Here is a 24394-nt window from a genome sequence, read left to right as displayed (position 1 = left end):
CCTTGGTTTCGCTACAAATGTTCTCCGCGCCAGTGGCCGTTTTCACGGCATTTACCGCGCGGAACACCGTCTTACTATCCGTTATAATTCAATATATTAACGTAATTCAAATTCAACAACCATCCGCCAAATGAATTAAAACATCTTACATTTCAGTTTCTTGCTTTTTAACTTGCTGCCAGGCGGCTTCCATCTCATCGAGAGTTGCATTGTCCATTGTGTTACCTGACGCTGTAACTATTTGTTCTACCTGACGAAAACGACGTTCAAACTTACGATTAGCAGCCTGTAAGGCATTTTCAGCTTTATGGCCCAGATGACGGGATAAGTTCACTGTGGCAAACAGCAAATCGCCAATTTCCTCGCCCAGTTTCTCTTCATCCACCACAGCTTGCCGTGCTTCGAACATGACTTCATCAATTTCTTCGTAGACTTTATCCAGCACCGGCCCCAAGGTGTCCCAATCAAAACCGACTGACGCGCAGCGCTTTTGAATTTTATGGGCTTTCATCAAGGCAGGCAGTGCATCGGGAATATCGTCCAATGCCGAATACAAAGCCTTATCCGCCCTTTCTTCAGCTTTACGTGACTCCCAACCAGCCAGTGCGGCTTCACTGCCTATCTTCGCTTCTGCGACGTGTTGTGGTGCATCAGGGAACACATGTGGATGGCGGCGCACCAGTTTGTCGCTGATGGCATGGCAAACATCATCAAATGCAAACAGCCCTTGTTCCTGACCCATTTGGGCATAAAACACCACTTGAAACAGTAAATCGCCCAATTCATCACGAAGATCGTCGAAATCCTTCCGCTGAATCGCGTCAAGCACTTCGTAAGTTTCTTCCAAAGTATAAGGTGCGATAGTCTCGAAAGTCTGCTTACGATCCCACGGACAGCCCCGCTCCGGGTCACGCAAAGTGCGCATAATCTCCAGCAAACGTTGTAAAGCTATCGCCGTCGAGTCAGAGTTATTTACTGTTTGAGTCATGGTTATTATTCACTTTTTATTTTTCGAGGCTCAAGGCGTAGCGAGCACAGCCCAAGACTAAAATGGCAAAGCGCAGTCGCTGCCCAGCTAACAAATTAATTGCCGTGTAGCCGGCGGGCATCTATCACATCCGGCAGCTGATTCAGCTTGGCTAATACCCGACCCAATACCTGTAAGTTATAGATTTCAATATCCATGTCTATGGTTGCTAACATCTTTTTGGTATCACTGCGGCTAGCAACTCCCAGCACATTGACTTTTTCGTTGGCCAAAATGGTGGTGATATCACGCAATAAACCACTGCGGTCATTGGCCGTCACTCGCACCACCAGAGAATAACCGCTGGAGTAGCTTTCGCCCCAGACCGCATCAACAATCCGCTCAGGTGCATGAGACTGTAATTCTGCCAGTTGTTCACAATCAGCGCGGTGAATAGATATGCCCCGACCTTGGGTGATAAAGCCAATAATTTCATCACCTGGAATCGGCTGACAGCAACGAGCAATATGGTGCATTAGATTGCCAACACCTTCGACCACAATGCGCCCGCTGTCTTTACTGGTATTGCGCTGTGCTTGCTGAGTTTTGTTATTCAGATGACGTAATGCTTCTAAATCAGCCTCTTCCGCCGTGGGCTTGTTGAGTTTCCCTTGCAGGAAGTTCACCATCTGATTCAGCCGGATATCACCACTACCAATAGCCGCCAACACTTCATCCATAGAATTCATGTTATAGCGCGGCACCAGCAGCTTTTCGGCCTCTTTCAGGCTGATATCCATGTGCTCCAGTTCATCGTCCAGCATCTGCCGACCAGCAAGAATATTCTTGTCTCGGTCTTGTTTTTTGAACCAGTTATGAATCTTGGAGCGCCCACGGCTGGTGGTAACATAACCGAGGTTAGGATTTAGCCAGTCACGGCTCGGATTAGGCTGTTTCTGAGTGATAATTTCAATCTGGTCACCCATTTGCAGCTGATAGGTAAAGGGCACTATCCGGCCACTGATTTTGGCCCCAATGCAGCGGTGACCCACATCACTGTGAATATGATAAGCGAAGTCCAACGGGGTAGAACCCGCAGGTAAATCAATGACATCGCCTTTCGGGGTAAAGACATACACCCGGTCGTCAAATACCTGACTGCGCACTTCATCCAGCATTTCGCCGGAATCCGCCATTTCTTCCTGCCAGGCAATCAGTTTACGCAACCAGGCAATCCGGCCTTCATAGCCAGAGCGACCCGCGACCACCGCACCTTCTTTATATTTCCAGTGTGCAGCAACCCCCAGTTCAGCATCTTCATGCATCTGGCGGGTACGAATTTGAATTTCCAGCGTTTTGCCACGCGGCCCCAGCACGACGGTATGAATCGACTGATAACCATTGGGTTTAGGGTTAGCCACATAGTCATCAAATTCATCAGGCAAATGACGGAAATGCGTATGAACAATCCCCAACGCGGCATAACAATCTTGTAAGCGCTCCACGACCACCCGCACCGCGCGCACATCAAACAGCTCATCAAAAGCCAGCGACTTTTTCTGCATTTTGCGCCAGATGCTGTAGATATGCTTGGGGCGGCCATAAATGTCGGCTTTGATACCCTCATCCGCCATCGCCTGGCGTAATGTTGCAACAAAATCGTCGATAAACTGTTCGCGATCGATGCGCCGCTCATGGAGCAACTTGGCGATTTGTTTATATTCATCAGGATGCAGATAACGGAAACAGAAGTCTTCCAGTTCCCACTTAATCTGGCCGATACCCAGTCGGTTGGCCAATGGCGCATAAATATTGGAACACTCTTTGGCCGCCAGCACACGTTCATCTTCCGGGGCGTCTTTGACTTCCCGCAGATGGGCAATGCGCTCTGCCAGTTTGATGACCACACAGCGGAAATCTTCCACCATTGCCAGGAGCATCCGGCGGACATTATCCACCTGCTCGGAGCTCATTGAATCATTGGTAGTGGCTTTCAACTGGCGGATAGCATCCATATCGCGCACGCCGTGCACCAGATAAGTGATGCTTTTGCCGAATTCTTCGGTCAATGTGGCTTCATCTACCACATTGGCATCCACCAGCGGGAACAGCAGCGCCGCGCGCATACTGTCATTATCCATGCTCAGAGTGGAAAGAATTTCAACCATTTCAAGGCCGCGCCACAGCAACAAAGAGGCATCGGGATGGTTTTGCGTCTGTTGCTCACAGTATTGCCAGGTTTCAGCTAATCGCTCACATGACTGAGGATTGGCAAGCCCCAAACTGGCTATCCAATCGTCGAGAGCAAACTCGCCCGCCGGATTCAAATGTGCACTTCGTACCGCAACCATAACTTCTCCCTACTTTGCGACCCCTGGCTCCTGCATGAACAGCGCCATAGATTCAAGATGCCCGGTGTGGGGGAACATATCCAACATTCGCACCTGAGCAAGACGGTAACCGGCGGCTAATAACACCTGACTATCTCGTGCCAGCGTGGTGGGATTACATGAAACATACACCACCCGCTTTGGCGCCAGCTTGACTATATGTGACATAACCCCGCTTGCGCCAGCGCGCGCGGGGTCTAATAATACTTTATCGAATCCTTGCGCCGCCCAAGGTTGGCAGCTGATATCGGATTCCAAGTTTTCATGGAAAAATGACACATTGGGCAATGTATTGCTACGGGCATTATACTGCCCATTCGCTACCAGCGCCGCAACTCCTTCCACGCCAACCACTTCCCGCGCTAACTTTGCCAGCGGCAAGGTAAAATTGCCCATGCCGCAGAACAAATCCAGTACCCGCTCATCGGGCTGTACATCCAGCCACTCAATAGCCTGAGCCACCATTTGCTGGTTAACGGCATCATTGACTTGAATAAAATCTCGCGGATGAAACGCTAAGCGTAGACCCTCAATTTGGTAATAGGGTTCCTCGCCAAAGAGTTTTTCTAAATTGTCACTGTCGCCAGCCAAATAGACCGCAACTTGCTCTCGTGTTGCAAACTCAATCAGTGCCGCACGATCTACCTCTTTAAGGGTATCAAGGTGACGCAAAACCAGCAACGGCCCATTATCGGCCAATACCAGCTCTACATGCCCTAAACGACGAACGGCTTGCAGGGTTGATAAACACTGATAAAGCGGCTGTAACAGGCGCTCCAACTCAGGCCGTAGAACCGGGCAACGGGTGATGCTGACTAAGTCGTGGGATTCGGTTTGATGAAAACCCATTTGCAGTCGATGCTGCTTCGGCTGATAAAACAACCCCAACCTCGCCCGCCGCCGGTAACCATATTCTGGCCCACAAATGACCGGCGCTAACGTCGGGCAGCCCCCGGTTTCGCGCACCATTAACCGCTGGAGTGAATCGGCTTTGCTACCTTGTTGTAGCTGGCTACTGGCATGTTGCTGCTGACAGCCTCCACAAATTCCAAAGTGAGGGCAAGGAGGTTTCACCCTTTCGCCGCATCGGTTCAGCAAATGTTTAAGTTTCCCGCGGCTATACTGGCGCTTTTGCTCTACCAGCTCGATTTCAACTTGTTCTCCCGGCAAAGCACCAGGGATAAAGATAGCTTTACCTTGGTGGCGCGCAACCCCTTGTCCAAAAGGGTCAAGGGAGTTTACGGTCACAGTAATGGTTTGTTTGGTCGTCACACGCCGGTTTGGAGAGTAGAATTGTGCCATATTGATTATTCAAGCATCGGTTTCGTAAGCTGCTAATTCTCCCACATTGGAATACCATGACCAAATACAGTCTTCGCGCGCGCATGATGATTTTAATCTTGGCCCCCACGCTGCTTCTAGGGCTGTTACTCAGTACTTCCTTTATGGTAAACCGCTATAATGAACTGCAAAAACAATTAGTTAATGCGGGCAGCAATATTATAGAACCGCTGGCCGTTGCCAGTGAGTACGGAATGACCTTTCGTAACCGTGATACTGTGCGCCAGTTGATTAATCTTCTTCATCGCAGACACTCGAATATTGTTCGGTCTATTTCGGTTTTCGACACAGATAATAAGCTTTTTGTCACTTCTAACTATAATTACAATTCCTCACAATTAAGGTTACCCAAGGGCGAACCGATTCCCAATTCCCTGATGCTGTCCTATCGCGGCGATTCCCTGATTCTACGAATGCCGATTATTTCAGAATCCAATCTGTCCGGTGACAGAGTCTCCGATTCGGACATTACCAACCGGCCCTTGGGCTACATCGCCATGGATTTGGATTTACAATCAGTCCGCTTGCAACAATATAAAGAAATCTTTATTTCGACCCTGCTGCTGCTGTTTTGCATGTGTGTGGCTATTTTGTTTGCTTATCGCCTGATGCGTGATGTCACCGGCCCTATCCGTAACATGGTAAATGCTGTTGACCGCATTCGCCGTGGGCAATTAGATAGCCGTGTTGAAGGGCATATGCTCGGTGAATTAAACATCCTGAAAAACGGCATCAATTCAATGGCAATGTCATTGGCGGCCTACCATGAAGAAATGCAGCAAAATATCGACCAGGCCACATCAGATTTGCGCGAAACGCTGGAACAGATGGAGATCCAAAACGTCGAGTTGGGGTTAGCAAAAAAACGGGCACAGGAAGCCGCACGAATTAAATCTGAGTTTTTGGCTAATATGTCTCATGAGCTGCGCACCCCACTAAATGGAGTGATTGGCTTTACCCGCCAAACGCTGAAAACGTCACTGACCCCCCCCCAAACTGATTATCTGCAAACCATCCAGCGCTCCGCCAATAATTTATTGTGTATTATTAATGACGTACTGGATTTTTCCAAACTCGAAGCCGAAAAACTGATTCTTGAGCATATTCCTTTCCCACTGCGAGGTGCACTGGATGAGGTGGTGATTTTGCTGGCGCATACTGCCCATGAAAAAGGTTTGGAACTGACACTGCATGTGAATCAAGATGTGCCGGAGCAAGTGATTGGGGATGCCATGCGTTTGCAGCAAATAATCACGAACTTGCTGGGAAATGCGATTAAATTCACCGAACAAGGCAATATTGATATTTTAGTCGCGGTGCAAGCCAAAACCGCCGAGCAAGTCACTTTGGTAGTGGAGATTCATGATACCGGCATTGGGATCTCTGAATCCCAGCAGACGCAATTGTTCCAGGCGTTTCGCCAAGCTGATGCCAGCATCTCGCGTCGTCACGGCGGAACCGGGCTTGGGCTGGTGATTACCGAAAGATTGGTCAAAGAAATGGGGGGCGATATCAGCTTCTACAGCCAGGTGAATCGCGGCTCAACCTTCAAGTTCCATCTGACACTGGAACTCAACGAAGCCATTCTCTCCCGTCGCCCGGATATGTCACATCTGGAAGGGAAATCGCTGGCATATATTGAGCGCAATGCCACAGCGGCAAGAGCAACATTAGATATCCTTAGTTGCACGCCGTTACAAGTAACACACAGCCTTACGTTAGCTCAGTTGCCAAAGCAACATTATGATTTTCTGCTGGTTGGCGTACCTATCCCATACCGCAATAATATGGCGGTTCATCAGGATAAACTGCTCACTGCAATGAAAATTTCAGAGCGGGTGATTCTGGCTCTACCGAGTCAATCGCAGATAGAAGCAGAGCAACTGAAACAAATTGGTGCCAAAGCCTGCATGATTAAACCAATATCGTCTAACCGATTGATTCCTTTGCTGTCTTATGAAGAAGCGAATTGCGTGTTACCGGCAGCAGAGCCGCCACGAAAACTCCCTAAATTACCTTTCAAAGTGATGGCCGTTGATGATAACCCGGCTAACCTGAAATTAATTGGCACTCTGCTTGAAGAATTGGTCGAAGAAACCGTGTTGTGCGACAGCGGGGCTAAAGCCATTGCCTATGCCCGTGAAAATACATTGGAAATCATTTTAATGGATATCCAAATGCCGGAAATCGACGGTATCCGTGCCAGTGAAGTTATTCATCAGATGTCGCATCATCAAGATACTCCTATTATTGCCGTCACGGCTCACGCCGTCAGGGGGCAGCAAGAACAATTATTAAAATTAGGTATGGCAGATTACTTGGCAAAACCTATCGATGAGGCCCGGCTAATACAGGCACTTTCGCGCTATCAACCTGATTGCGCCCCGCAAGCTAAAAAAGAAGCCGACATAAAAACCATTACGCAATCTGAATATGAAGGGGCAATAGATTGGCCACTGGCGGTTAGACAAGCGGCCAATAAAGAGACACTCGCCAAAGACCTGTTAACGATGTTGCTGGAGTTTATGCCACAAGTCACAACCCGGGTGCAGGCTATTTTGGCCGGTACCGCTGACGAAGATATTCTGAATCTGATTCATAAATTTCATGGCAGTTGTGCATGTAGCGGCGTGCCCCGATTAAAACAGCTGTGCATGACAATTGAACAGCAATTACGTCAACAAATAGATTTACAAGAATTACAACCAGAGTGGCTCGAGCTGTTAGATGAGATGGAAAATGTTCGCTATGCCGCCAGAAGCTATTTAGATGCCGCCTGATTTCTGCGCTATTTAGCGGGAAAAGTGAAAATAAAAAGGGCACAGCGAAAATCAACTGTGCCCTTTGTGACTGTATTTAGCTAAGTACTGGATAAATAGCAGCCGCTATTTCAATACCGGTTACTGCATCAGTAAGTAAAGTGAAGTATCACCACGCTGAATGTTCAACGCCAATACTGATGGTTTGCTATCGAGGATTTTACGCAACTCACCCAAGTTCTGAACGGGTTGTTGGTTAATCCCCATGATAATATCGCCTTTTTTCAGGCCGATACGTGCAGCCGCAGTACCCGGTTTCACGTTATCAACTTTTACGCCTTTCTTACCATTGGCGTCAGAGTTGCTCAATTCAGCGCCTTCGATACCCGTATAAAGATTACCGGAATCAACTTGAGTCTGGTTGCTCTGCTCTAATGTCACTTCTACATTGACCGGTTTGCCATCACGCAGCAGACCCAAGGTCATTTTGCTGCCCACTGGCAGAGTACCAATCTCAGCGCGGAACCCTGCAAAACTGTTAATCGCTTTGCCATTCATGCTGACAATCACATCACCCGCCTTGATCCCCGCCTTAGCCGCAGCAGATTTTGGCAGTACCTGACTGATAAAGGCCCCTTTTTGTGCATCTACGTTCATGGCTTTTGCCAGCTCAGAGTTCAGCTCTGTGCCCATGATGCCCAGTTCACCGCGTTTAACCTGGCCAAACTCGACCATTTGTGATGTCAGGTTTTTCACCATGTTACTTGGGATGGCAAAGCCTATCCCGATGTTGCCGCCATCTGGTGCCAGAATAGCCGTGTTAATGCCGATCAATTCACCATTGAGGTTGATCAAAGCACCACCAGAGTTACCACGGTTAATTGCCGCGTCAGTCTGGATAAAGTTTTCGTAATTTTCCACATTTAAGCCGCTACGGCCCAAGGCAGAGACGATGCCGGATGTCACGGTTTCACCCAAGCCATATGGGTTACCGATAGCGACGGTATAATCCCCAACGCGCAGTTGATCGGAATCGGCAATTTTAATTGCAGTCAGATTTTTTGCGTCTTTCAACTGCAACAGCGCGATATCAGTACGTGGGTCTTTACCAATGACTTTCGCATCATAGCTACGACCATCACTCAGTTTGACACTGATTTTGTCTGCATTATCCACCACATGGTTATTGGTCACGACATAACCTTTAGCGGCATCAATAATGACCCCTGAACCCAGCGCGCGAAAATCTTGTTTACTTGGTGCTCCACCGCCGCTATTTGGCCCACCTTGGCACATTGGTGACCCCTGGAATGGAGAACCATCCTGGCAGAATGGCGAATCATCACCAAAGAACTGCTGGAACTGTGGTGGTACACCGCGAGCACCGGCATTACTTACTTGGGTGCTCCCCTCCACATTGATACTCACAACCGAAGGCATCACTTTCTCTAGCATTGGCGCCAGGCTAGGGAGCTGCTGGCTGCTGGAAGAGGCTGTCTCTGCCGCAATGGCAGAAGAAACCGGCCCCATGGCTAAACCGATGCTCAATGCCAATGCACTTAATACTAAAGTTGTTTTTTTCATGTATTTTGGCTCTCGCTATACTAATAATAATGAATCAATGAATGGTATATAACAGACCTACCCCAAAGTAATTGGTATTGCCGCTGGCATTGCATATAAACCCCGATTATCTAACTCATCTTAGTGATTCGGGTGAGTATGAACAGCAAACACCACTGCAAATTCAAGTCATAAGGATATAGTCGTCTTGCTTAGTAAGATTAAATATGGGGGATGAAGTTCAGATAACCAATAAAAGGAAAAGTAAAAAATATTGTCCGTCTTTACAAATCTATAGTTAATTAAACGGACAAATTATTTTTCTTGTATACTATTCCGCAGCCATTAAACGCCGATATTCATCGTAAGCATAAAGGTCTGTCATACCACTGATATAATCCTGAATTAAGCGAGCGCGATAATAATATTCATATATCTCATGTTGTTCTGGCGATAAATTGCGTAACCGCTCACTGGACTCGACATAAGCCAAACGATGTTTAGTCGATAATTTATGGAACAACCGAGTCTCAATTGGGTACTGGCGATGACTGTCTTCCGCGACCAATTGTGTAAAGGCAGTTTGTGGCATCACTAATAGCGGGCTATAAATATCAAGTAACCCACTAATAACTCTATATCCTTGTAATTCAAGCTGTTCTACTTCCGGATAATTAAAAACGTGTTTTACTGCTACATTTTTAAAAATTTGCAATAATTTACATGCCGGGCTGGAATCTTCTAATAATGATTGATTAAATGAACCAGAAAATACTGCTGGCAGGTTTTCAATAAAACGTTGCGCAGCATGAGGAACCAATTTACCCACGGTATTCACCCGCAAATACATGAAGAACTGATCCTCTGAACTACGTCGGCCTTGCCCCCGACCTAATTGACGAAATGCACCACCAACAACTTTATCAAATAAATCACCATGTGCAACATCACCCCACTCTTGCATCATGTGGTCATAAAGTTGTTCAACACTGAAGATATTTTTTTCAACTGCATCTTCTAAATCTGCCAGACAATATGAAATATCATCCGCAGCTTCCATAATATATGTCAGAGGGAAACGATTAAATTCCCCTATATTGAGCTCACGGCGTAGCTCTTTAACATAGTCTTCTTCAGCAAGGTAAAAACCTGGCTTTTTCATCAAATAGTGACGAGACGGCGGAATATCCCCTGACCAATAAGCCGGTTTGGTATATTTCAGAATGCACGCTACCTGCGCGTAGGTCAGATTCAACTTTAATAAAGTATAAACCAGGCGAATAGCTTGCGCATTTCCCTCAAACTGGCTCAGGTCTTGGCGGATTTTACTGCGCAAAATATTGAGCTCGTTTTCCCCTTCCCGCAACCTTAGCACCTTGACCTGGCAAAGATCCCCGCCGCGCGGTTCTGAGCCTCCTCCATTGGGATCCAATTGCTTGGTAAACCAGTTATTGATTGCTGATTCGCCAAAATGACCAAAAGGCGGGTTACCTATGTCATGCATCAGACAGGCCATTTCCACAATACTTTCAAAAGGATCCAGCAGTTTATCCAGCCCATAGGCTGTGATTTTTTTATCCTGCTTAAATCTATTCAAAACCTCTTTTGCGATATGGCGGCCAACCTGTTGAACTTCCAGCGAATGAGTGAGCCGGCTGCGAACCGCAGCATTTCGCTCTAATGGAAATACTTGTGTTTTTTGCTGTAAACGCCGAATAGCTGCCGAGTTAACAATTCGGCCGCGATCACTTTCAAATACCCGAGTAATATCATACTCATCTTCAGCTGAACTGGGTTTGCCAAATGGCCGCTGAACACTGATTTTCTGCTTAAAGTCGATCCCGGACATATTACCCCCTGAGTATTTAAGAGTATCCCCAAAGTCGTCGGTGCAACTGCCAATACTAAAGGGATAAATAGTGATACCCACTCTCAGTAAAAGATGCAATTGATTACGTGCGAACTGCGGCACATTGCGCATTATCGTTGGTGAACTACCCGAGTATCTCACTTACCTGATAAACTGTGCGCCGATAATGACAGATTAATCCACTCTTTAAACTCAGCAGGTATCCACATGAAAGTAGGCATTATTGGTGCAATGGAAGAAGAAGTAACATTGTTGCGTGACAAAATTGCAAATCGCCAAACCTTCACACGCGCGGGATGTGAAATTTACACCGGCCAGCTCAATGGAGTGGATGTGGCCTTGCTAAAATCTGGCATCGGTAAAGTCTCTGCCGCTGTGGGAACCACCCTGTTGCTAGAACATTGCCAACCTGATTTTGTTATCAACACCGGTTCTGCGGGCGGCTTGGCCTCTAACCTGAAAGTCGGCGATATCGTGGTTTCAGATGAAGTTCGCTATCACGATGCTGATGTTACCGCTTTTGGCTATCAACCAGGGCAAATGGCGGGTTGTCCGGCGGCTTTTATTGCTGATACCAAACTGATTGAACTGGCTGAAAGCTGCATCAAAGCATTGAATTTAAATGCAGTGCGCGGCCTGATTTGCAGCGGAGATGCTTTTATTAATGGTGCCGCTCCTTTGGCCCGGATCCGTGAAACCTTCCCGGCAGTTGCGGCAGTTGAAATGGAAGCGGCCGCTATCGGGCATGTTTGCCATCTATTCAAAACACCTTTCGTGGTCGTGCGTGCTATTTCAGATGTTGCAGATCAAGAGTCTCACCTGAGCTTTGAGGAATTCCTGGTGGTCGCGGCAAAACAATCAACACTGATGATTGAAGCCATGTTAACCAAGTTGGCGAAACACGGCTAATGGTGCGGCTCAGCCTTATCCTCTTGCCGCGAGCAGCAATTTTCCGGTTTCAGGCAATAATGATATTGTTGCTTGGCCTGATTATATGTGGCTCATTTATACCTCAAGCTCTGGCGGCAGAACGGATTATTAGCTTATCACCCAGTACGACAGAACTGGCCTATGCAGCGGGATTGGGCGATAAGTTGATTGCAGTAAGTGCTTACTCAGACTATCCGGAAGAAGCTAAAAAACTTGAACATGTGGCCTCCTGGCAAGGGGTGAATGTAGAACGTATTTTGGCATTAAAACCTGATTTGATCCTTGCCTGGCGCGGGGGAAATCCACAACGCCCACTGGATCAACTGGCATCCTTTGGTATTCCGATCTTTTATTCTGATCCGGTGAATATTGATCAGATTGCAGGTGATCTGGATAAACTGGCCCAATACAGCCCACACCCTGAACAAGCACATCAGGCTGCCGAGCAATTGCGTCAGCAGGTCGCTGAATTACGCAGTCGCCATGCCCGCACTCAGCCATTACGGGTCTTTCTGCAATTTGGTACTCAACCCCTGTTTACCAGTTCCGGGCATACGTTACAGAGTGAAATAATCTCCTTGTGTGGTGGTGAAAATATTTTTGCGAGTAGCCGGGTTCCCTGGCCACAAGTCAGCCGTGAACAAGTGATGGTTCGCCAACCTCAGGTAATTGTCGTCAGTGGTGATGAAGCTCAGGCAGATAATATCAATGCCTTTTGGCGGCCTCAGCTTACAGCACCGGTGATTACACTTAATGAGGACTGGTTTAATCGTGCTGGCCCCCGTATTCTGCTCGCCGCAAAACAGCTGTGCCAACAAATGGCCAGTTTCCCTTCTCCAGTGACGGAGTCACATTAATGCTGGTTTATTGGCTGGATATTTTAGGTACTGCGGTATTTGCTATTTCTGGTGTATTGCTAGCGGGGAAGCTGCGTATGGACCCCTTTGGTGTACTGGTTTTGGGGGTGGTGACCGCTGTCGGAGGGGGCACAATACGCGATATGGCCTTAGCTAATGGCCCCGTATTTTGGGTAAAAGATCCTACTGACTTGGTGGTGGCGATGGTGACCTGCCTGGCAACTATCTTGCTGGTACGACAGCCACGGCGAACACCTAAATGGATCTTACCCGTGCTGGATGCCATTGGCCTGGCTGTGTTTGTGGGGATCGGGGTAAATAAAGCCTTCGCGGCCGGAGCAAGCCCACTGGTCGCTATTTGTATGGGGGTTATAACCGGTGTTGGCGGTGGGATTATCCGCGATGTTTTAGCCCGCGAGATCCCCATGATCCTGCGTACTGAAATTTATGCGACGGCCTGTATCATTGGCGGCATTGTCCATGCTACCGCGTTCTATACTTTTGGGATGCCGTTGCAGCAAGCAATGATGCTGGGGATGGTAATAACCTTAGGTATCCGGCTGGCCGCTATCCGCTGGCGTTTAAAACTACCCACATTTGAAATAGAGCATTAAAACACCAGCACAAACAGTGGCGTTTTTTAAACACCTTATAAATACCGCTGATAGTGTGGAAGAGTTATAGCCCGTAATAACAAAAAACCGCGTCCCAAAGGGTTGCGGTTTTTTTGTGGCCTGTTTATGGTCAGATCAAATACTGAAAGAAGAACCACACCCACAGGTACTTTTCGCATTCGGGTTAGTCACGATAAAGCGCGAACCTTCCAACCCTTCGGTGTAGTCCACAGCTCCGCCAACCAGATATTGCAGACTCATGGGATCAACAACCAGTTCAACACCTTGCTTTTCAATGGTCATATCACCATCGTTGATCTGATCATCAAAAGTAAAGCCATACTGAAACCCGCTGCATCCGCCACCGGTAATGTAAACCCGCAGCTTCAGATTTGGATTTTCCTCATCAGAAATCAGCAGTTTAACTTTTTTTGCCGCTGCCTCAGTAAATTGCAGGGGCAGTACTGTTTCATCGCTCATACTCATCACTCCCAACCGGTGTTCGAGTTGCAGGTTACTACAATGGCAGCCTGATCTGTACTCAATAAACTTTAAGACGCCCAGTCTATGCTTCAATTATCCAATACCTGAGTAATTCATTCAAGTATTGCGGGCTAATGTTATATATTATTTACCTGTTTGAGGGGGACTTTCAACCACAACTTGTTGCGCTGCGGCCTCTGCGGCTGCATGTTCTTGTTTTTCCAAAGTACGAGCTAAAATAGCGGCATATAAGGGCTGGCCTCCCATAAATTGCGCTATCAAGGTTGCACCTAAACAAGTCACAATCATTGGTAAAATGAGTTGATAATTATCAGTCATTTCCAGCACCAATACGATCCCCGTCAAAGGTGCACGTACCGAGGCGGCAAATAACGCCCCCATTCCCGCAATTGCAAAAGTCCCAGCGTCAATACTGTATTCAGGGAAAAAGTGAGCACAAGATAGGCCGAAAGCGGTTCCCAAAATGGTACCCAAAGCCAACATTGGGGCAAATATCCCGCCCGGAGCACCAGAACCAAAACACAGTAAAGTGGTAATGACTCTGGCAATAAAAATAAACAGCAACATGCCAATACTGTAATTACCGGCTGCCGCAATAGGAATTAATGAAAAACCGCCACCCACGGCTTCGCCATGAATCAATGCTAATAAGCCACACATCCCCCCCAGCAGGCCGCCAATCAAAACCAGCTTGCGCCAGTCACCGCCGTGAATGCGCATAAATATGTCTTGTGTACGAAATATCAGCGCATTGAATATCACCCCAATAGCACCAAAAATAATACCCAGCAATAAATAGAGCCATAAAGTATTTAGCGGAGCATCACCGAGCTTACCCAAATCAATAATCGCACGCTCACCATTAAAATAACGGTAAACAATAGTTGAGGTAATAACCCCCAAAAATACCGCTTTGATGGATACCAGGCTGTAACGAAACTGCGAGCGCATCTCTTCGATGACAAACAAAATCCCAGCAAGTGGAGCATTAAACGCCGCAGATAACCCCGCAGCGGCCCCGGTTGCCAATAATGAATGGCGTGCTTCTGGGCTACGTAGGCGGAATATATCGACTATCATCCGCCCAGTATTGCCCCCCATTTGCACCATTGGCCCTTCGCGCCCCAACACCATGCCAGCCCCAAGTGTACCCAGGCCGCCAATAAACTTAACTGGAATAACCCGCCACCAGCGAACCGGCCGCATCTCCTCCATCGCACCTTCTATCTCAGGTATCCCTGAACCTCCGGCTTCAGGAGCAAAACGGCGAACCAAAAAGTACCCGACCATTGCCAATAACGCCGACATAGTAAAAGCCAGTAGCCAGACCAACACCGCAGAGTCTGCAACTTTGGCCAAGTTTTCTAACCTTTGCTGTGTAATCCAATCGACACCACGATCAAATGCAACCCCTAGCAGCCCCGTCACCGCCCCAACGACCGCAGCCATGATAAGAATAACTAAGGGAGTGGTATCACGGTTAACCAATGCATGGATAAAACGCCCGCGCTTAATTTCAGAAACGCCTTCGGTAGGTATATCTTGTGTTGAGTCAGTCATGGTTTATATGCTTATTAGTTAAAGAATAAGTAATACAAATATCCTAATGGTCTGATTTTAGACTACACCGCTATAATATGCCTGCATAAAAGTCGATAAAATACAGACTGCTGACAAAGTTGATTAGAAAGAGAAATGCTCCGAAAGAGTCGTCACCGAGTGAACTGCCGGGGCACCCATCAGTGAAGGGATCCAAATGGCTTAAAGCTGGTGATGTAGGCCTGCTGTCCCGCTCATAAACACCGCGCTTTCGTGAGTGACGATAGCCTTGATTTGCGGCGCGCTGCGCAAGATAACAGTTAAATCTATCCAATCATTTGATAACCACAGCCAGTTCTCTAGAATAAGCAGCATTCTTTATTACCAAGCGACATTGTTTATTACCCTGCAATATCGTTTGTTGCCAAGGCCGATGTTATCAACACTAATGTCGCCAAGCCCAATTCAGGAGCCCGTTTATGAGTAAATCCGCAAGTCTGTATGCCCAGGCAAAACAGTTGATCCCAGGTGGAGTTAACTCTCCGGTGCGTGCATTCACTGGTGTCGGTGGCATCCCACTATTTATTGAACGTGCTGATGGCGCTTATTTGTTTGATGTGGATGGTAAGGCCTATATTGATTATGTCGGCTCTTGGGGGCCAATGGTCTTGGGCCATAATCATCCGGCTATCCGTCAGGCGGTGATAGAAGCGGTTGAACGCGGTCTGAGCTTTGGTGCTCCGACAGAGATGGAAGTCAAAATGGCGGAGTTGGTCACAAATTTAGTGCCAACCATGGACATGGTAAGGATGGTCAACTCCGGTACTGAAGCGACCATGAGTGCCATTCGTCTGGCGAGAGGCTTCACTGGCCGTGATAAAATCATCAAGTTTGAAGGCTGCTATCATGGTCATGCCGACTGTTTACTGGTTAAAGCTGGCTCCGGCGCTCTAACACTTGGTCAACCCAATTCGCCAGGTGTACCGGCAGATTTTGCTAAACATACCCTAACCTGTACCTATAACGACCTGGCCTCGGTGCGCGACGCGTTTGAACAATATCCGCAAGACGTCGCCTGTATCATCGTCGAACCCGTCGCCGGTAACATGAATTGCGTACCACCATTGCCAGAGTTTCTACCAGGTCTGCGCGCATTGTGTGACGAATTTGGCGCACTGCTGATTATTGATGAGGTCATGACCGGTTTTCGCGTAGCGCTGGCTGGTGCGCAAGATTATTATAATGTCATCCCTGACCTAACATGCCTGGGTAAAATCATCGGTGGCGGAATGCCAGTTGGTGCCTTTGGTGGGCGTCGCGATGTAATGGATGCTCTGGCACCGACAGGCCCGGTATATCAGGCCGGTACGCTGTCTGGTAACCCTATTGCGATGGCGGCGGGTTTTGCCTGTCTGACTGAAGTCGCTCAAGTCGGTATCCATGAAACCCTGACAGAATTGACCGACTCTCTGGCCAATGGTCTGCTGCATGCTGCAAAAGCTGAAAATATTCCACTGGTGGTTAATCATGTCGGCGGTATGTTTGGCATCTTCTTTACAGATGCCAAAACTGTAACCTGCTATCAGGATGTGATGAATTGTGATGTTGAACGCTTCAAGCACTTCTTCCACTTGATGTTGGAAGAAGGTGTTTATCTGGCACCTTCTGCTTTCGAAGCGGGCTTTATGTCAGTGGCACACAGTAAAGAAGATATTCAGAAAACTGTGGATGCTGCTCGTCGATGCTTCGCAAAACTGTAATATAAATAAAAGCTGTAATATATAAAGATATTAACCATCTCCGGAATAAGGGGATGGTTAAAAATAAAATCATTCTTACTGATATTATGCAGGATAAATTTACTGCCTATTAATCTTATGGAGTAATTCGGATGCTTCAATAAGTTGAACGTTATCTCCCCCACTGCCATTCCAGTTTGGCCCCATAGGTATGCTGGGCATGCTAACTTCAACTGGGCAATAATGGATTACGTGATGTATTGCAGGCTGTATAGCATCTGAAAAAAGAGTTTGAAAATCTGTTAATATATTGCTATTAAACAATATTTCAAAAGCTAACAGTAATAAACCACAGACGGTGGAAATCTCAATTACTGATTTAATATCAATGCGATGTGATTTTATACCATTATTTTCATAGTTTAAGTCCGTCATATTCTTCACCTATAATATAATTATTAATTAACGAATTGGTTAGATATTTAATAAGTAATAATAATTCAATTATTAATAGAGAAACAAAAGCCAACAAACAATCAAACAGGAATATCAATTAAATAGTATCCTGGCAGGGATTTATTGGTTATTTTTACATTATCATATAAGTATTGAGGGGCAATGATTTTTATACATCAGAGGTTAATTTAAATTAATCAATAATTATAATAAGCAGATTTATATTTTCACTTTTGTGATTTTTATCTTACTACATTTGAATAAAATAATTTTGATAAGTAGCCAACTCTCCACCTCACACAAGCTGGGTGGAGAGTTGCTCTCAATAAAATTTACCGCCCTTGCTTGCGCAATAAATAAACAAAGTACGGGGCACCAATGAAGGTTGCCAATAAACCCGCAGGGATCTGATTGGGGAATAACAACATTCGGCCGCACCAATCTGCGAATACCATCAATAAACCGCCTAAAATAGCCGCGATAAACAGTTGTGGAAGGGCACGACGAAAACCTAACATACGGGCCATATGTGGAGCCATCAGCCCAACAAAACTTAAAGGCCCAACTGTTAATGTTGCCGCTGCTGTCATTGTCGCGGCTAATAGCAAAATAGCTAACCGGCTAGGTGCCAGCGCCATACCTAATGCTCTGGCCGTGACACTGCCCAAGGGCAGAATCATTAACCAGCGGCGGCACAGCGGCGCTAATGCAATCAATACTAAAGCAATTAAACCGGTACTCAGGGCCTGTGAGCCATCAACGGCATAGGTCGAACCTGAAATCCATGCCAGTAAACCGCGCATCCGAGGATCACCACTGGCCAATAACATCGTAATGACCGTGGTAAAAGCCGTGCTCAGGGCAATCCCTGCGAGTAACATCCTGCCGGGAGAAAAACCTCCGCGTCCTGCTACGACCAAAATCAGCAATAAAGTGATGGCTGCCCCCAAACTTCCTGCGGGTAATAACCATGCTAACGCATTGCCGGGCACGATAAACATCATTATCACTACGCCGAAAGAAGCACCAGAGCTGATTCCTAGCACTTCGGGGCTGGCCATCGGATTGCCGGTCAACTTTTGGATTAATGTTCCGGCAACCGCCAACATCATCCCCGCCGCCAGTGCGGCCAATACGCGCGGCCAGCGCCAGTGTAATAATGCCTCAAGCTCGTCACCAGCAATCCAACTCCAACCTTGGCTATCGCGACCAAACATCAGCGCCAGAATGACGCCAGCGAGCAATAGCACTAAGCCCCCGCCTATCCACAATGCCAAATGCTGCCGTTCAGCGGGAACATTGTCGCCAAAATCCATCGTCGGGGCTGATGCGCTGTGCAGTCGCGGTAACAACCATAATAATAGCGGCGCGCCAATCAGTGCTGTTGCTGCACCCGTTGGGATTTCCCGCCAAACTTGTGCTAACCAGATGATGCCTTGATCCGTTACCCACAGCAGCAAAGCCCCCAATACTGGGGCCAGAATTAAGCGCTGCGATAACCGTCTGGCGCCCAAAATTTTTGCCAGCAGAGGCGCAAACAAGCCAATAAAGCCAATCACCCCCACCGCATTAACCAACATGGCACTGAACAGAATTGCCAACCCCAAGGCGCTAAATCGTGCCAGTGACAACCCTAATCCCAGATTGCGGGCGACGCCGTCATCCAATCCCAATAAAGTTAGCGGGCGAATCAAAAGTACGGCTAATACACCGGTAATCAGCAAGCGGGGTAACAGAAACTGCACGGTGCTCCAATCTTGTTGATTCAGCGCGCCGCTGCTCCACAAAAACAGCCCTTGCAGTTGGTCATAATTAAATAGCGCCAACAGATTACTGACCGCGCTACAGTAAAGGCCAAGAACCAGCCCCGCCAAAATCAGTGTAACGGGAGACATTCGTTTGCCCCAAGCCACACCAAAGACCAGCACGCCAATAGTTATCCCACCCGCCATTGCAGCCAATTGCCGGGTCAGTTCACCACCGGGCAGCATCCACAATGTTGCGATAGTCAGGCCCAACTGCGCCCCGGCCGCCACCCCCAATGTCGCCGGCTCAGCCAGTGGATTACGTAATACTTGCTGGAATAAAACGCCCACCAACCCCAACCCAGCACCGGTTAGCAGTGCGACCACCACTCGCGGCAGTTGGCTGTAATGGAATAACATTTGGTGCACGTCATCAATGTCGGGCTGCCATAGCGCCGCCCGCCAAAGCTGGGCCGGTAAAACTTGGCTCAAGTTGTGCAGTGTTAGCGCCACCGCACTTAGTAGCAACAAAACCAGCAGACTGGCAGGTAAAAGCCATCTGTTAGGCAACGTATTGGTTATCATGAGGTTTTACCCCACACTGACTCCAACAAGCGCACAAACCGCATCGCTGATAATGTTGCGCCATAGAACCAGACCGCTGGCAGTATCTGTAATTGATTCTGGCGCACAAATGGCATGGATTGCCAGAGCGGAGTTTTACTAACACTATGAAATATTTCATCATTACCATGAACGAAACACATCGCTCGCCCCGGTTTTACGGTGGCCAATCGTTCAATACCCACCACAGTGCTACCCCAGAAATTGTTCTCACCTTGCCAGGCATTTTCAATATTCAATTCGTTTAAAACATCCTGGAACAAGCTACCTTGGCCAATAACCAATGCGTGGCGAGAATCTAACAGAGAAAACATCAGTAATGATGTCTTTTGGCCAGCAGAGAAGCGCAGACGTGCAGCTTGCATAAAGGCGTTAAAATCGGCGATATGCTGTTCTGCAACAGTCTCCAGCCCGAGCCGCTGCCCCAGAGCACGCAATGAACTCTTGCCCACCGCCAGCGGGGTGCTGCCCTCTTGATTAAAAGCAAAACTCATGGAGGGGGCAATGGGGGCAAGTTTTTCTGCTGAAGGGCCAAAACCGTCAGTCATCAAAAGCAGCGACGGTGCCATCTGTTGTAGCAATTCCAAGTTAGGTTCTGTGCGCTGTCCAATATCAATGACAGTTGCTGGCAGTTCTGGCTCTTCAACCCATAGCCGGTAGTTATGAGTATCTGCCACACCATAGGGCGTAACTCCAAGTGCCAGCAATAATTCAGCGGGCAGCCATTCAAGGGCCACTACGCGGCGGCTATCAATTTTGGCGGAATCCGCCGCCCAACCGGGCAATGAATACAACAATGGCGACAAGGCCAACGCGGTAAGCAGTCTGCGCCGGGTAAGGTCCGGGCCGGTCAAATAGGGCTGTTGCATCGATAAATATGTTTTCATTAATAAACGAAACTTACCGGCGCACCGCCAGCCGGATGCGGTAATATTCCCATTGGAATACCGTAAATTTGTTCCAGTACCGCAGATTGCATCAGGCTGTCAGCCGGGCCTTGCGCTATCATTTCGCCACTACGCAATGCGACCAAATGGTCACAATAGCGCGCCGCCATATTGATATCGTGTAATACAGCAATAACCGTCAGGCCGCGCTCATGACTCAGGCGCTGAATAAGCCCCAATACCTCGACTTGATGAGCGATATCCAGTGCTGAAGTCGGTTCATCGAGCAACAGGCAACGGCTGTCTTGCGCGACCATCATCGCCAGCCAAGCGCGCTGGCGCTCGCCACCGGATAAGCTATCCACCAGCCGATTGGCAAGCGGCTTTAAATCCACCAGCGCAATAGCATCTTCTACTTGTTCCCGGTCTTGCTGGCGAAATCGGCCCAATGCGCCATGCCAAGGATACCGACCAATCGCCACCAGCTCGCGCACCGTCATTCCTTCGGCTGGCGGTAATTGTTGGGGTAAATAAGCCACTTCACGGGCAAAAGCTTTACTGTCCCACAGGGTCAATGGCACATCATTGAGCAAGACCTCTCCACCGGAAGGGGGTTGATGGCGGCCCAGCATTTTTAATAGTGTCGATTTGCCGGAACCGTTATGGCCAATAAGCCCGCAAACTTTTCCCTGCGGGAAGGTCAGTGACAAGGGCTGCAATAAGGTTCGGCCAGGAACCGAAAAACTCAGCTCGCGGAGTGTAAATATGCTGGATTGGCTTGCCTGTTGGTCCAAAATGGTGCCCTGCGATTAAAAGTTAACGGTGCTGTTGTTACTGAATATTGTCGTTATTGCGACCCAAACGTTATCGATAAATAACGAGAAAGTGAATCGAAACGATAATAATTATCAAAGCGAATAGTTTATGCGTAACCTGCGGCGAACTGCAAGCGCTAAGCCAGCTGATTTAAAGGGATAAGGTGGTGAAATGAGGGGCAAAGAGGCAAAGCAGAAAAACATATTGGGCGGGCACCCATACAAAGCAGGGCCCGCCAATACATATTATTGGCCGAACATATCTTTAATCCAACCCGCGACACCGTCGCCCTCGGGTTTAGCTTGCTCAGCCGGTTGAGCGGCCTGACACAGCCCTTGTGGGTTTTCTGTCCAGACAGGAATGGAGCGCATTCCACCACCGTCACCGCAGACAAAATTGCCTGCCGAATCAATGTTCATCTGGCTAATCCCTTCCGGTGGCTGCAATACCAATGGTAATGGGGTTTGGTTCTCAAGATAGCGGCGGTACAAGGTCAGAGCACCGTTGGCACCGGTCAATTTAGCCGGGCCATTGTTGTCTCGCCCAACCCAGGCAATCGTCACTTCTTTGCCATCAATACCCGCAAACCAACTATCACGCAGGTCATTGGTGGTACCGGTTTTCGCCGCCAGACTGTATTTAGAGAATTTCACTGACAGTGAACGTGATGTTCCACGGGCAACCCCTTGTTGCATGGCATACAGTGTCAGGTAAGCAGCTTGCGCCGGTACCATTCTTTCTGCCTGTGGGAAGCTCTGATACAGCACAGTACCGTCTTCAGCAATAACTGAGCGCACGGCGGATAAAGGTGCGCGGTTCCCGCCACTGGCGATAGTCTGGTATTCCTGCGCCACTTCCACCGGGGTCAAATCAATCGCCCCCAATAACATGGCCGGAACCGGATGAATTACCGCTTTCGGGATTCCCAAACGTTGCAGCATCGCACTGATTTGATCCAATCCAACTGACATGCCCAAATTCACCGTCGGCACATTCAAAGAATTGACCAACGCGTCCATTAGCATCACTTGACCACGGAACTGGCGGTCATAGTTTTTAGGCTGCCATAATGTGCCATTCGATAGTTTGATTGACAGTGGCTGGTCTGATAACCAAGTATTAAGACGGTATTTATCCGGCTCACTCAAGGCGGCCAGATAGGTCGGCGGCTTAGCGAGTGACCCCACCAGGCGGCGGGCTTGCATGGCGCGGTTAAAACCGGCGAATTGCGGCTGCGCGCCCCCCACCATAGCCCGAACTTCGCCACTGAAGCGGTCGACAATCACCATCGCGGCTTCCAAATCATCCAGATGGCGAGCCGCTTTTAGGGCTGGAACACCGTCTTCAATGGCTTTTTCTGCCGCATCTTGCGATACCGGATCTAGCGTGGTGAAAATTTTCACGCCAGACAAATCGTTAATTTTATCACCCAGCTTTTGTTGTAGCTCTTGGCGCACCATCTGCATAAAGGCCGGTTGAGGGGTGATAACACCGCCTTTCGGCTGAACGCCCAATGGCCGGGCGCTGAGCATGGTATACAGTTCGCCGTCAATAACACCCTGATTCTGCAACAACCGCAGCACCAAATTACGCCGCTCAAGTGCCAGTGTCGGGTTACGCCACGGGTTATACAGCGACGCCCCTTTCACCATCCCCACCAGCATGGCTTGCTGATCAAGACTCAGTTCATTTACTGGACGGCCAAAGTAATACAAGCTGGCTAACGGGAAACCACGAATCTGATCACTGCCACTCTGGCCGAGATACACTTCGTTTAGATACAACTCCAAAATGCGGTCTTTGCTATAACGATAATCCACCAACAGAGCCATATAGGCTTCGTTAAGTTTTCGCCACAGTGAGCGCTCGTTGGTCAAGAACAGGTTTTTGACCAACTGCTGCGTCAAGGTGCTGCCCCCCTGCACTGCTTTACCGGCAGTCAGGTTAGCGACCATGGCACGGCCAATGGAATACGGGCTAATACCGTCGTGCTCATAAAAATGGCGGTCTTCTGTTGCCAGCAATGTATCTACCAGCAAATCAGGGAAACCCGCACGCGGCACAAACAGGCGCTGCTCACCATTAGGGGATTGGAGCATGGTAATCAGCTTAGGATCCAGACGCAGGAAGCCAAAATCGCGCTGATTATCCAGATTTTGGATCTGCGCCAGACGATCATCTTTAAAGATCAAGCGCGCGCGGATCTGGCCTTCTTTCACATCAGGAAAATCAAACGGACGCCGCAAAAGATCAATGCTATCGCCCTGCACGGTAAACTCACCCGGGCGCGTCATACGAGTCACTTGCCGGTATTGCATCCCTTCCAGCAAATCGATCATTTCTTTTTTGCTGTAAGACATTCCCGGTTCAAGGTTAACCATGCGGCCATACACGGCGGCGGGCAGCTGCCAAACTTTGCCATCAATACGGCTGCGAATTTGCGAATCAAGATAAACGCCGTAAATAGCTAATATCACTGCACCGACCAGGAACAGTTTGATAAATAAGCCAAGCCAACGGCGTTTTTTGCGGGCGGGACGTGATGCTACCTTTCTCGGCATCGGTTCTTCCTCGTCGTCATAGTCATCATCGTCTCGGTCTTCGTCATCCAAACGATTTTCATTATTCAAATAGTCTGCTTCATATTCATCGTCTTCATCACGCCGCCGGCGCAATGGCCTTTTGGACGTGGCTTTGGGCGGCGCTTTCTTGCCCTTGCGCCCTGTTGGCTCGCGGTCATCCCCAGACATGTCTTACTCTCCACGCACCTTGGCGATTATTGCGGCTTAATGT

At 48.3% G+C, this 24394-nt stretch carries 18 protein-coding genes; 5 read left to right on the top strand and 13 right to left on the bottom strand.

Going from position 1 to position 24394, the window contains the following annotated elements; all coding sequences use genetic code 11:
• Positions 1-145: 145 nt before the first annotated feature.
• The 3 genes from mazG to rlmD form a co-directional block, all read right to left on the bottom strand.
• Positions 146-988, bottom strand: coding sequence for a nucleoside triphosphate pyrophosphohydrolase (gene mazG / locus YROHD0001_RS11445; protein WP_004714144.1), 843 nt, complete (start codon positions 986-988; stop codon positions 146-148).
• 95 nt (positions 989-1083) lie between these two features.
• Positions 1084-3318: a GTP diphosphokinase gene (gene relA, locus YROHD0001_RS11450; RefSeq protein ID WP_032816528.1), complete on the bottom strand. Its 2235-nt coding sequence runs from the start codon at positions 3316-3318 to the stop codon at positions 1084-1086.
• Between the two features lie 9 nt (positions 3319-3327).
• Entirely contained in the window at positions 3328-4659 is a 1332-nt protein-coding gene (gene rlmD / locus YROHD0001_RS11455) for a 23S rRNA (uracil(1939)-C(5))-methyltransferase RlmD (protein WP_032816527.1), read from the bottom strand.
• Positions 4660-4715: 56 nt separating this feature from the next.
• On the opposite strand from rlmD, the gene barA reads away from it, so the two are divergent.
• Positions 4716-7478 (top strand): two-component sensor histidine kinase BarA, encoded by a 2763-nt coding sequence (gene barA, locus YROHD0001_RS11460; protein WP_032816526.1) that lies wholly within the window; start codon positions 4716-4718, stop codon positions 7476-7478.
• 120 nt (positions 7479-7598) lie between these two features.
• Here barA and degP read toward each other — a convergent pair whose 3' ends face one another.
• Together degP and dgt are read right to left on the bottom strand one after the other, a co-directional pair.
• Positions 7599-9041, bottom strand: coding sequence for a serine endoprotease DegP (degP, locus tag YROHD0001_RS11465; protein WP_004714140.1), 1443 nt, complete (start codon positions 9039-9041; stop codon positions 7599-7601).
• Between the two features lie 310 nt (positions 9042-9351).
• Positions 9352-10869, bottom strand: coding sequence for a dGTPase (dgt, locus tag YROHD0001_RS11470; RefSeq protein WP_032816572.1), 1518 nt, complete (start codon positions 10867-10869; stop codon positions 9352-9354).
• Between the two features lie 228 nt (positions 10870-11097).
• Here dgt and mtnN point away from each other — a divergent pair, with 228 nt between their 5' ends.
• The 3 genes from mtnN to YROHD0001_RS0117645 are packed head-to-tail and all read left to right on the top strand — an operon-like array spanning position 11098 to position 13291.
• Positions 11098-11799: a 5'-methylthioadenosine/S-adenosylhomocysteine nucleosidase gene (gene mtnN / locus YROHD0001_RS0117650; RefSeq protein ID WP_032816525.1), complete on the top strand. Its 702-nt coding sequence runs from the start codon at positions 11098-11100 to the stop codon at positions 11797-11799.
• A 59-nt stretch (positions 11800-11858) separates the two neighbouring features.
• Positions 11859-12677 carry a vitamin B12 ABC transporter substrate-binding protein BtuF gene (gene btuF / locus YROHD0001_RS11475; protein WP_072187671.1) on the top strand — a complete coding sequence of 273 codons (819 nt, stop codon included), beginning with the start codon at positions 11859-11861 and terminating at the stop codon, positions 12675-12677.
• A complete protein-coding gene (locus YROHD0001_RS0117645) occupies positions 12677-13291 on the top strand; it encodes a TRIC cation channel family protein (RefSeq protein ID WP_019211026.1) in 615 nt (204 codons plus the stop codon). The genes btuF and YROHD0001_RS0117645 overlap by 1 nt, the downstream gene beginning before the upstream one ends.
• Positions 13292-13426: 135 nt before the next feature.
• Here the strand turns inward: YROHD0001_RS0117645 and erpA are convergent, their stop codons facing one another.
• The 3 genes from erpA to YROHD0001_RS20430 all read right to left on the bottom strand — a co-directional run bounded on the left by erpA (position 13427) and on the right by YROHD0001_RS20430 (position 15709).
• Positions 13427-13771 (bottom strand): iron-sulfur cluster insertion protein ErpA, encoded by a 345-nt coding sequence (erpA, locus tag YROHD0001_RS11480; RefSeq protein ID WP_004706254.1) that lies wholly within the window; start codon positions 13769-13771, stop codon positions 13427-13429.
• Between the two features lie 147 nt (positions 13772-13918).
• Positions 13919-15355 carry a H(+)/Cl(-) exchange transporter ClcA gene (gene clcA / locus YROHD0001_RS11485; RefSeq protein ID WP_004714137.1) on the bottom strand — a complete coding sequence of 479 codons (1437 nt, stop codon included), beginning with the start codon at positions 15353-15355 and terminating at the stop codon, positions 13919-13921.
• Between the two features lie 201 nt (positions 15356-15556).
• Positions 15557-15709, bottom strand: coding sequence for a hypothetical protein (locus tag YROHD0001_RS20430; protein WP_004714136.1), 153 nt, complete (start codon positions 15707-15709; stop codon positions 15557-15559).
• Positions 15710-15813: 104 nt separating this feature from the next.
• Between YROHD0001_RS20430 and hemL the strand changes: the two genes are divergently transcribed.
• Positions 15814-17094, top strand: a complete 1281-nt coding sequence (gene hemL / locus YROHD0001_RS11490; RefSeq protein WP_004714135.1) for a glutamate-1-semialdehyde 2,1-aminomutase — start codon at positions 15814-15816, stop codon at positions 17092-17094.
• Between the two features lie 99 nt (positions 17095-17193).
• Here hemL and YROHD0001_RS11495 read toward each other — a convergent pair whose 3' ends face one another.
• The 5 genes from YROHD0001_RS11495 to mrcB all read right to left on the bottom strand — a co-directional run bounded on the left by YROHD0001_RS11495 (position 17194) and on the right by mrcB (position 24351).
• Complete coding sequence (locus YROHD0001_RS11495; protein ID WP_144404263.1) at positions 17194-17508, bottom strand: E492 group microcin; 315 nt, start codon at positions 17506-17508, stop codon at positions 17194-17196.
• Positions 17509-17861: 353 nt separating this feature from the next.
• Positions 17862-19859, bottom strand: coding sequence for a Fe(3+)-hydroxamate ABC transporter permease FhuB (fhuB, locus tag YROHD0001_RS11500; protein WP_032816524.1), 1998 nt, complete (start codon positions 19857-19859; stop codon positions 17862-17864).
• Positions 19856-20767, bottom strand: coding sequence for a Fe(3+)-hydroxamate ABC transporter substrate-binding protein FhuD (fhuD, locus tag YROHD0001_RS11505; protein WP_004714132.1), 912 nt, complete (start codon positions 20765-20767; stop codon positions 19856-19858). Before fhuD ends, fhuB begins: the two co-directional genes overlap by 4 nt.
• Before the next feature lie 17 nt (positions 20768-20784).
• Positions 20785-21579 (bottom strand): Fe3+-hydroxamate ABC transporter ATP-binding protein FhuC, encoded by a 795-nt coding sequence (fhuC, locus tag YROHD0001_RS11510; RefSeq protein ID WP_004714131.1) that lies wholly within the window; start codon positions 21577-21579, stop codon positions 20785-20787.
• A gap of 267 nt (positions 21580-21846) precedes the next feature.
• Positions 21847-24351 (bottom strand): bifunctional glycosyl transferase/transpeptidase, encoded by a 2505-nt coding sequence (gene mrcB, locus YROHD0001_RS11515; protein ID WP_004714130.1) that lies wholly within the window; start codon positions 24349-24351, stop codon positions 21847-21849.
• Positions 24352-24394 lie beyond the last annotated feature (43 nt).

It is taken from the genome of Yersinia rohdei ATCC 43380 (genome assembly GCF_000173775.1).
GTDB lineage: Bacteria > Pseudomonadota > Gammaproteobacteria > Enterobacterales > Enterobacteriaceae > Yersinia > Yersinia rohdei.
The sequence above is the reverse complement of the archived record's forward strand: the minus strand, read 5'-3'. Positions and strand labels throughout refer to the sequence as shown.

Excerpts from the sequence above, each read along its gene's own strand:
- mazG (WP_004714144.1), bottom strand. The coding sequence starts at position 988 with ATGACTCAAACAGTAAATAACTCTGACTCGACGGCGATAGCTTTACAA.
- relA (WP_032816528.1), bottom strand. The coding sequence starts at position 3,318 with ATGGTTGCGGTACGAAGTGCACATTTGAATCCGGCGGGCGAGTTTGCT.
- rlmD (WP_032816527.1), bottom strand. The coding sequence starts at position 4,659 with ATGGCACAATTCTACTCTCCAAACCGGCGTGTGACGACCAAACAAACC.
- barA (WP_032816526.1), top strand. The coding sequence starts at position 4,716 with ATGACCAAATACAGTCTTCGCGCGCGCATGATGATTTTAATCTTGGCC.
- degP (WP_004714140.1), bottom strand. The coding sequence starts at position 9,041 with ATGAAAAAAACAACTTTAGTATTAAGTGCATTGGCATTGAGCATCGGT.
- dgt (WP_032816572.1), bottom strand. The coding sequence starts at position 10,869 with ATGTCCGGGATCGACTTTAAGCAGAAAATCAGTGTTCAGCGGCCATTT.
- mtnN (WP_032816525.1), top strand. The coding sequence starts at position 11,098 with ATGAAAGTAGGCATTATTGGTGCAATGGAAGAAGAAGTAACATTGTTG.
- btuF (WP_072187671.1), top strand. The coding sequence starts at position 11,859 with ATGATATTGTTGCTTGGCCTGATTATATGTGGCTCATTTATACCTCAA.
- YROHD0001_RS0117645 (WP_019211026.1), top strand. The coding sequence starts at position 12,677 with ATGCTGGTTTATTGGCTGGATATTTTAGGTACTGCGGTATTTGCTATT.
- erpA (WP_004706254.1), bottom strand. The coding sequence starts at position 13,771 with ATGAGCGATGAAACAGTACTGCCCCTGCAATTTACTGAGGCAGCGGCA.
- clcA (WP_004714137.1), bottom strand. The coding sequence starts at position 15,355 with ATGACTGACTCAACACAAGATATACCTACCGAAGGCGTTTCTGAAATT.
- YROHD0001_RS20430 (WP_004714136.1), bottom strand. The coding sequence starts at position 15,709 with ATGCTGCTTATTCTAGAGAACTGGCTGTGGTTATCAAATGATTGGATA.
- hemL (WP_004714135.1), top strand. The coding sequence starts at position 15,814 with ATGAGTAAATCCGCAAGTCTGTATGCCCAGGCAAAACAGTTGATCCCA.
- YROHD0001_RS11495 (WP_144404263.1), bottom strand. The coding sequence starts at position 17,508 with ATGACGGACTTAAACTATGAAAATAATGGTATAAAATCACATCGCATT.
- fhuB (WP_032816524.1), bottom strand. The coding sequence starts at position 19,859 with ATGATAACCAATACGTTGCCTAACAGATGGCTTTTACCTGCCAGTCTG.
- fhuD (WP_004714132.1), bottom strand. The coding sequence starts at position 20,767 with ATGCAACAGCCCTATTTGACCGGCCCGGACCTTACCCGGCGCAGACTG.
- mrcB (WP_004714130.1), bottom strand. The coding sequence starts at position 24,351 with ATGTCTGGGGATGACCGCGAGCCAACAGGGCGCAAGGGCAAGAAAGCG.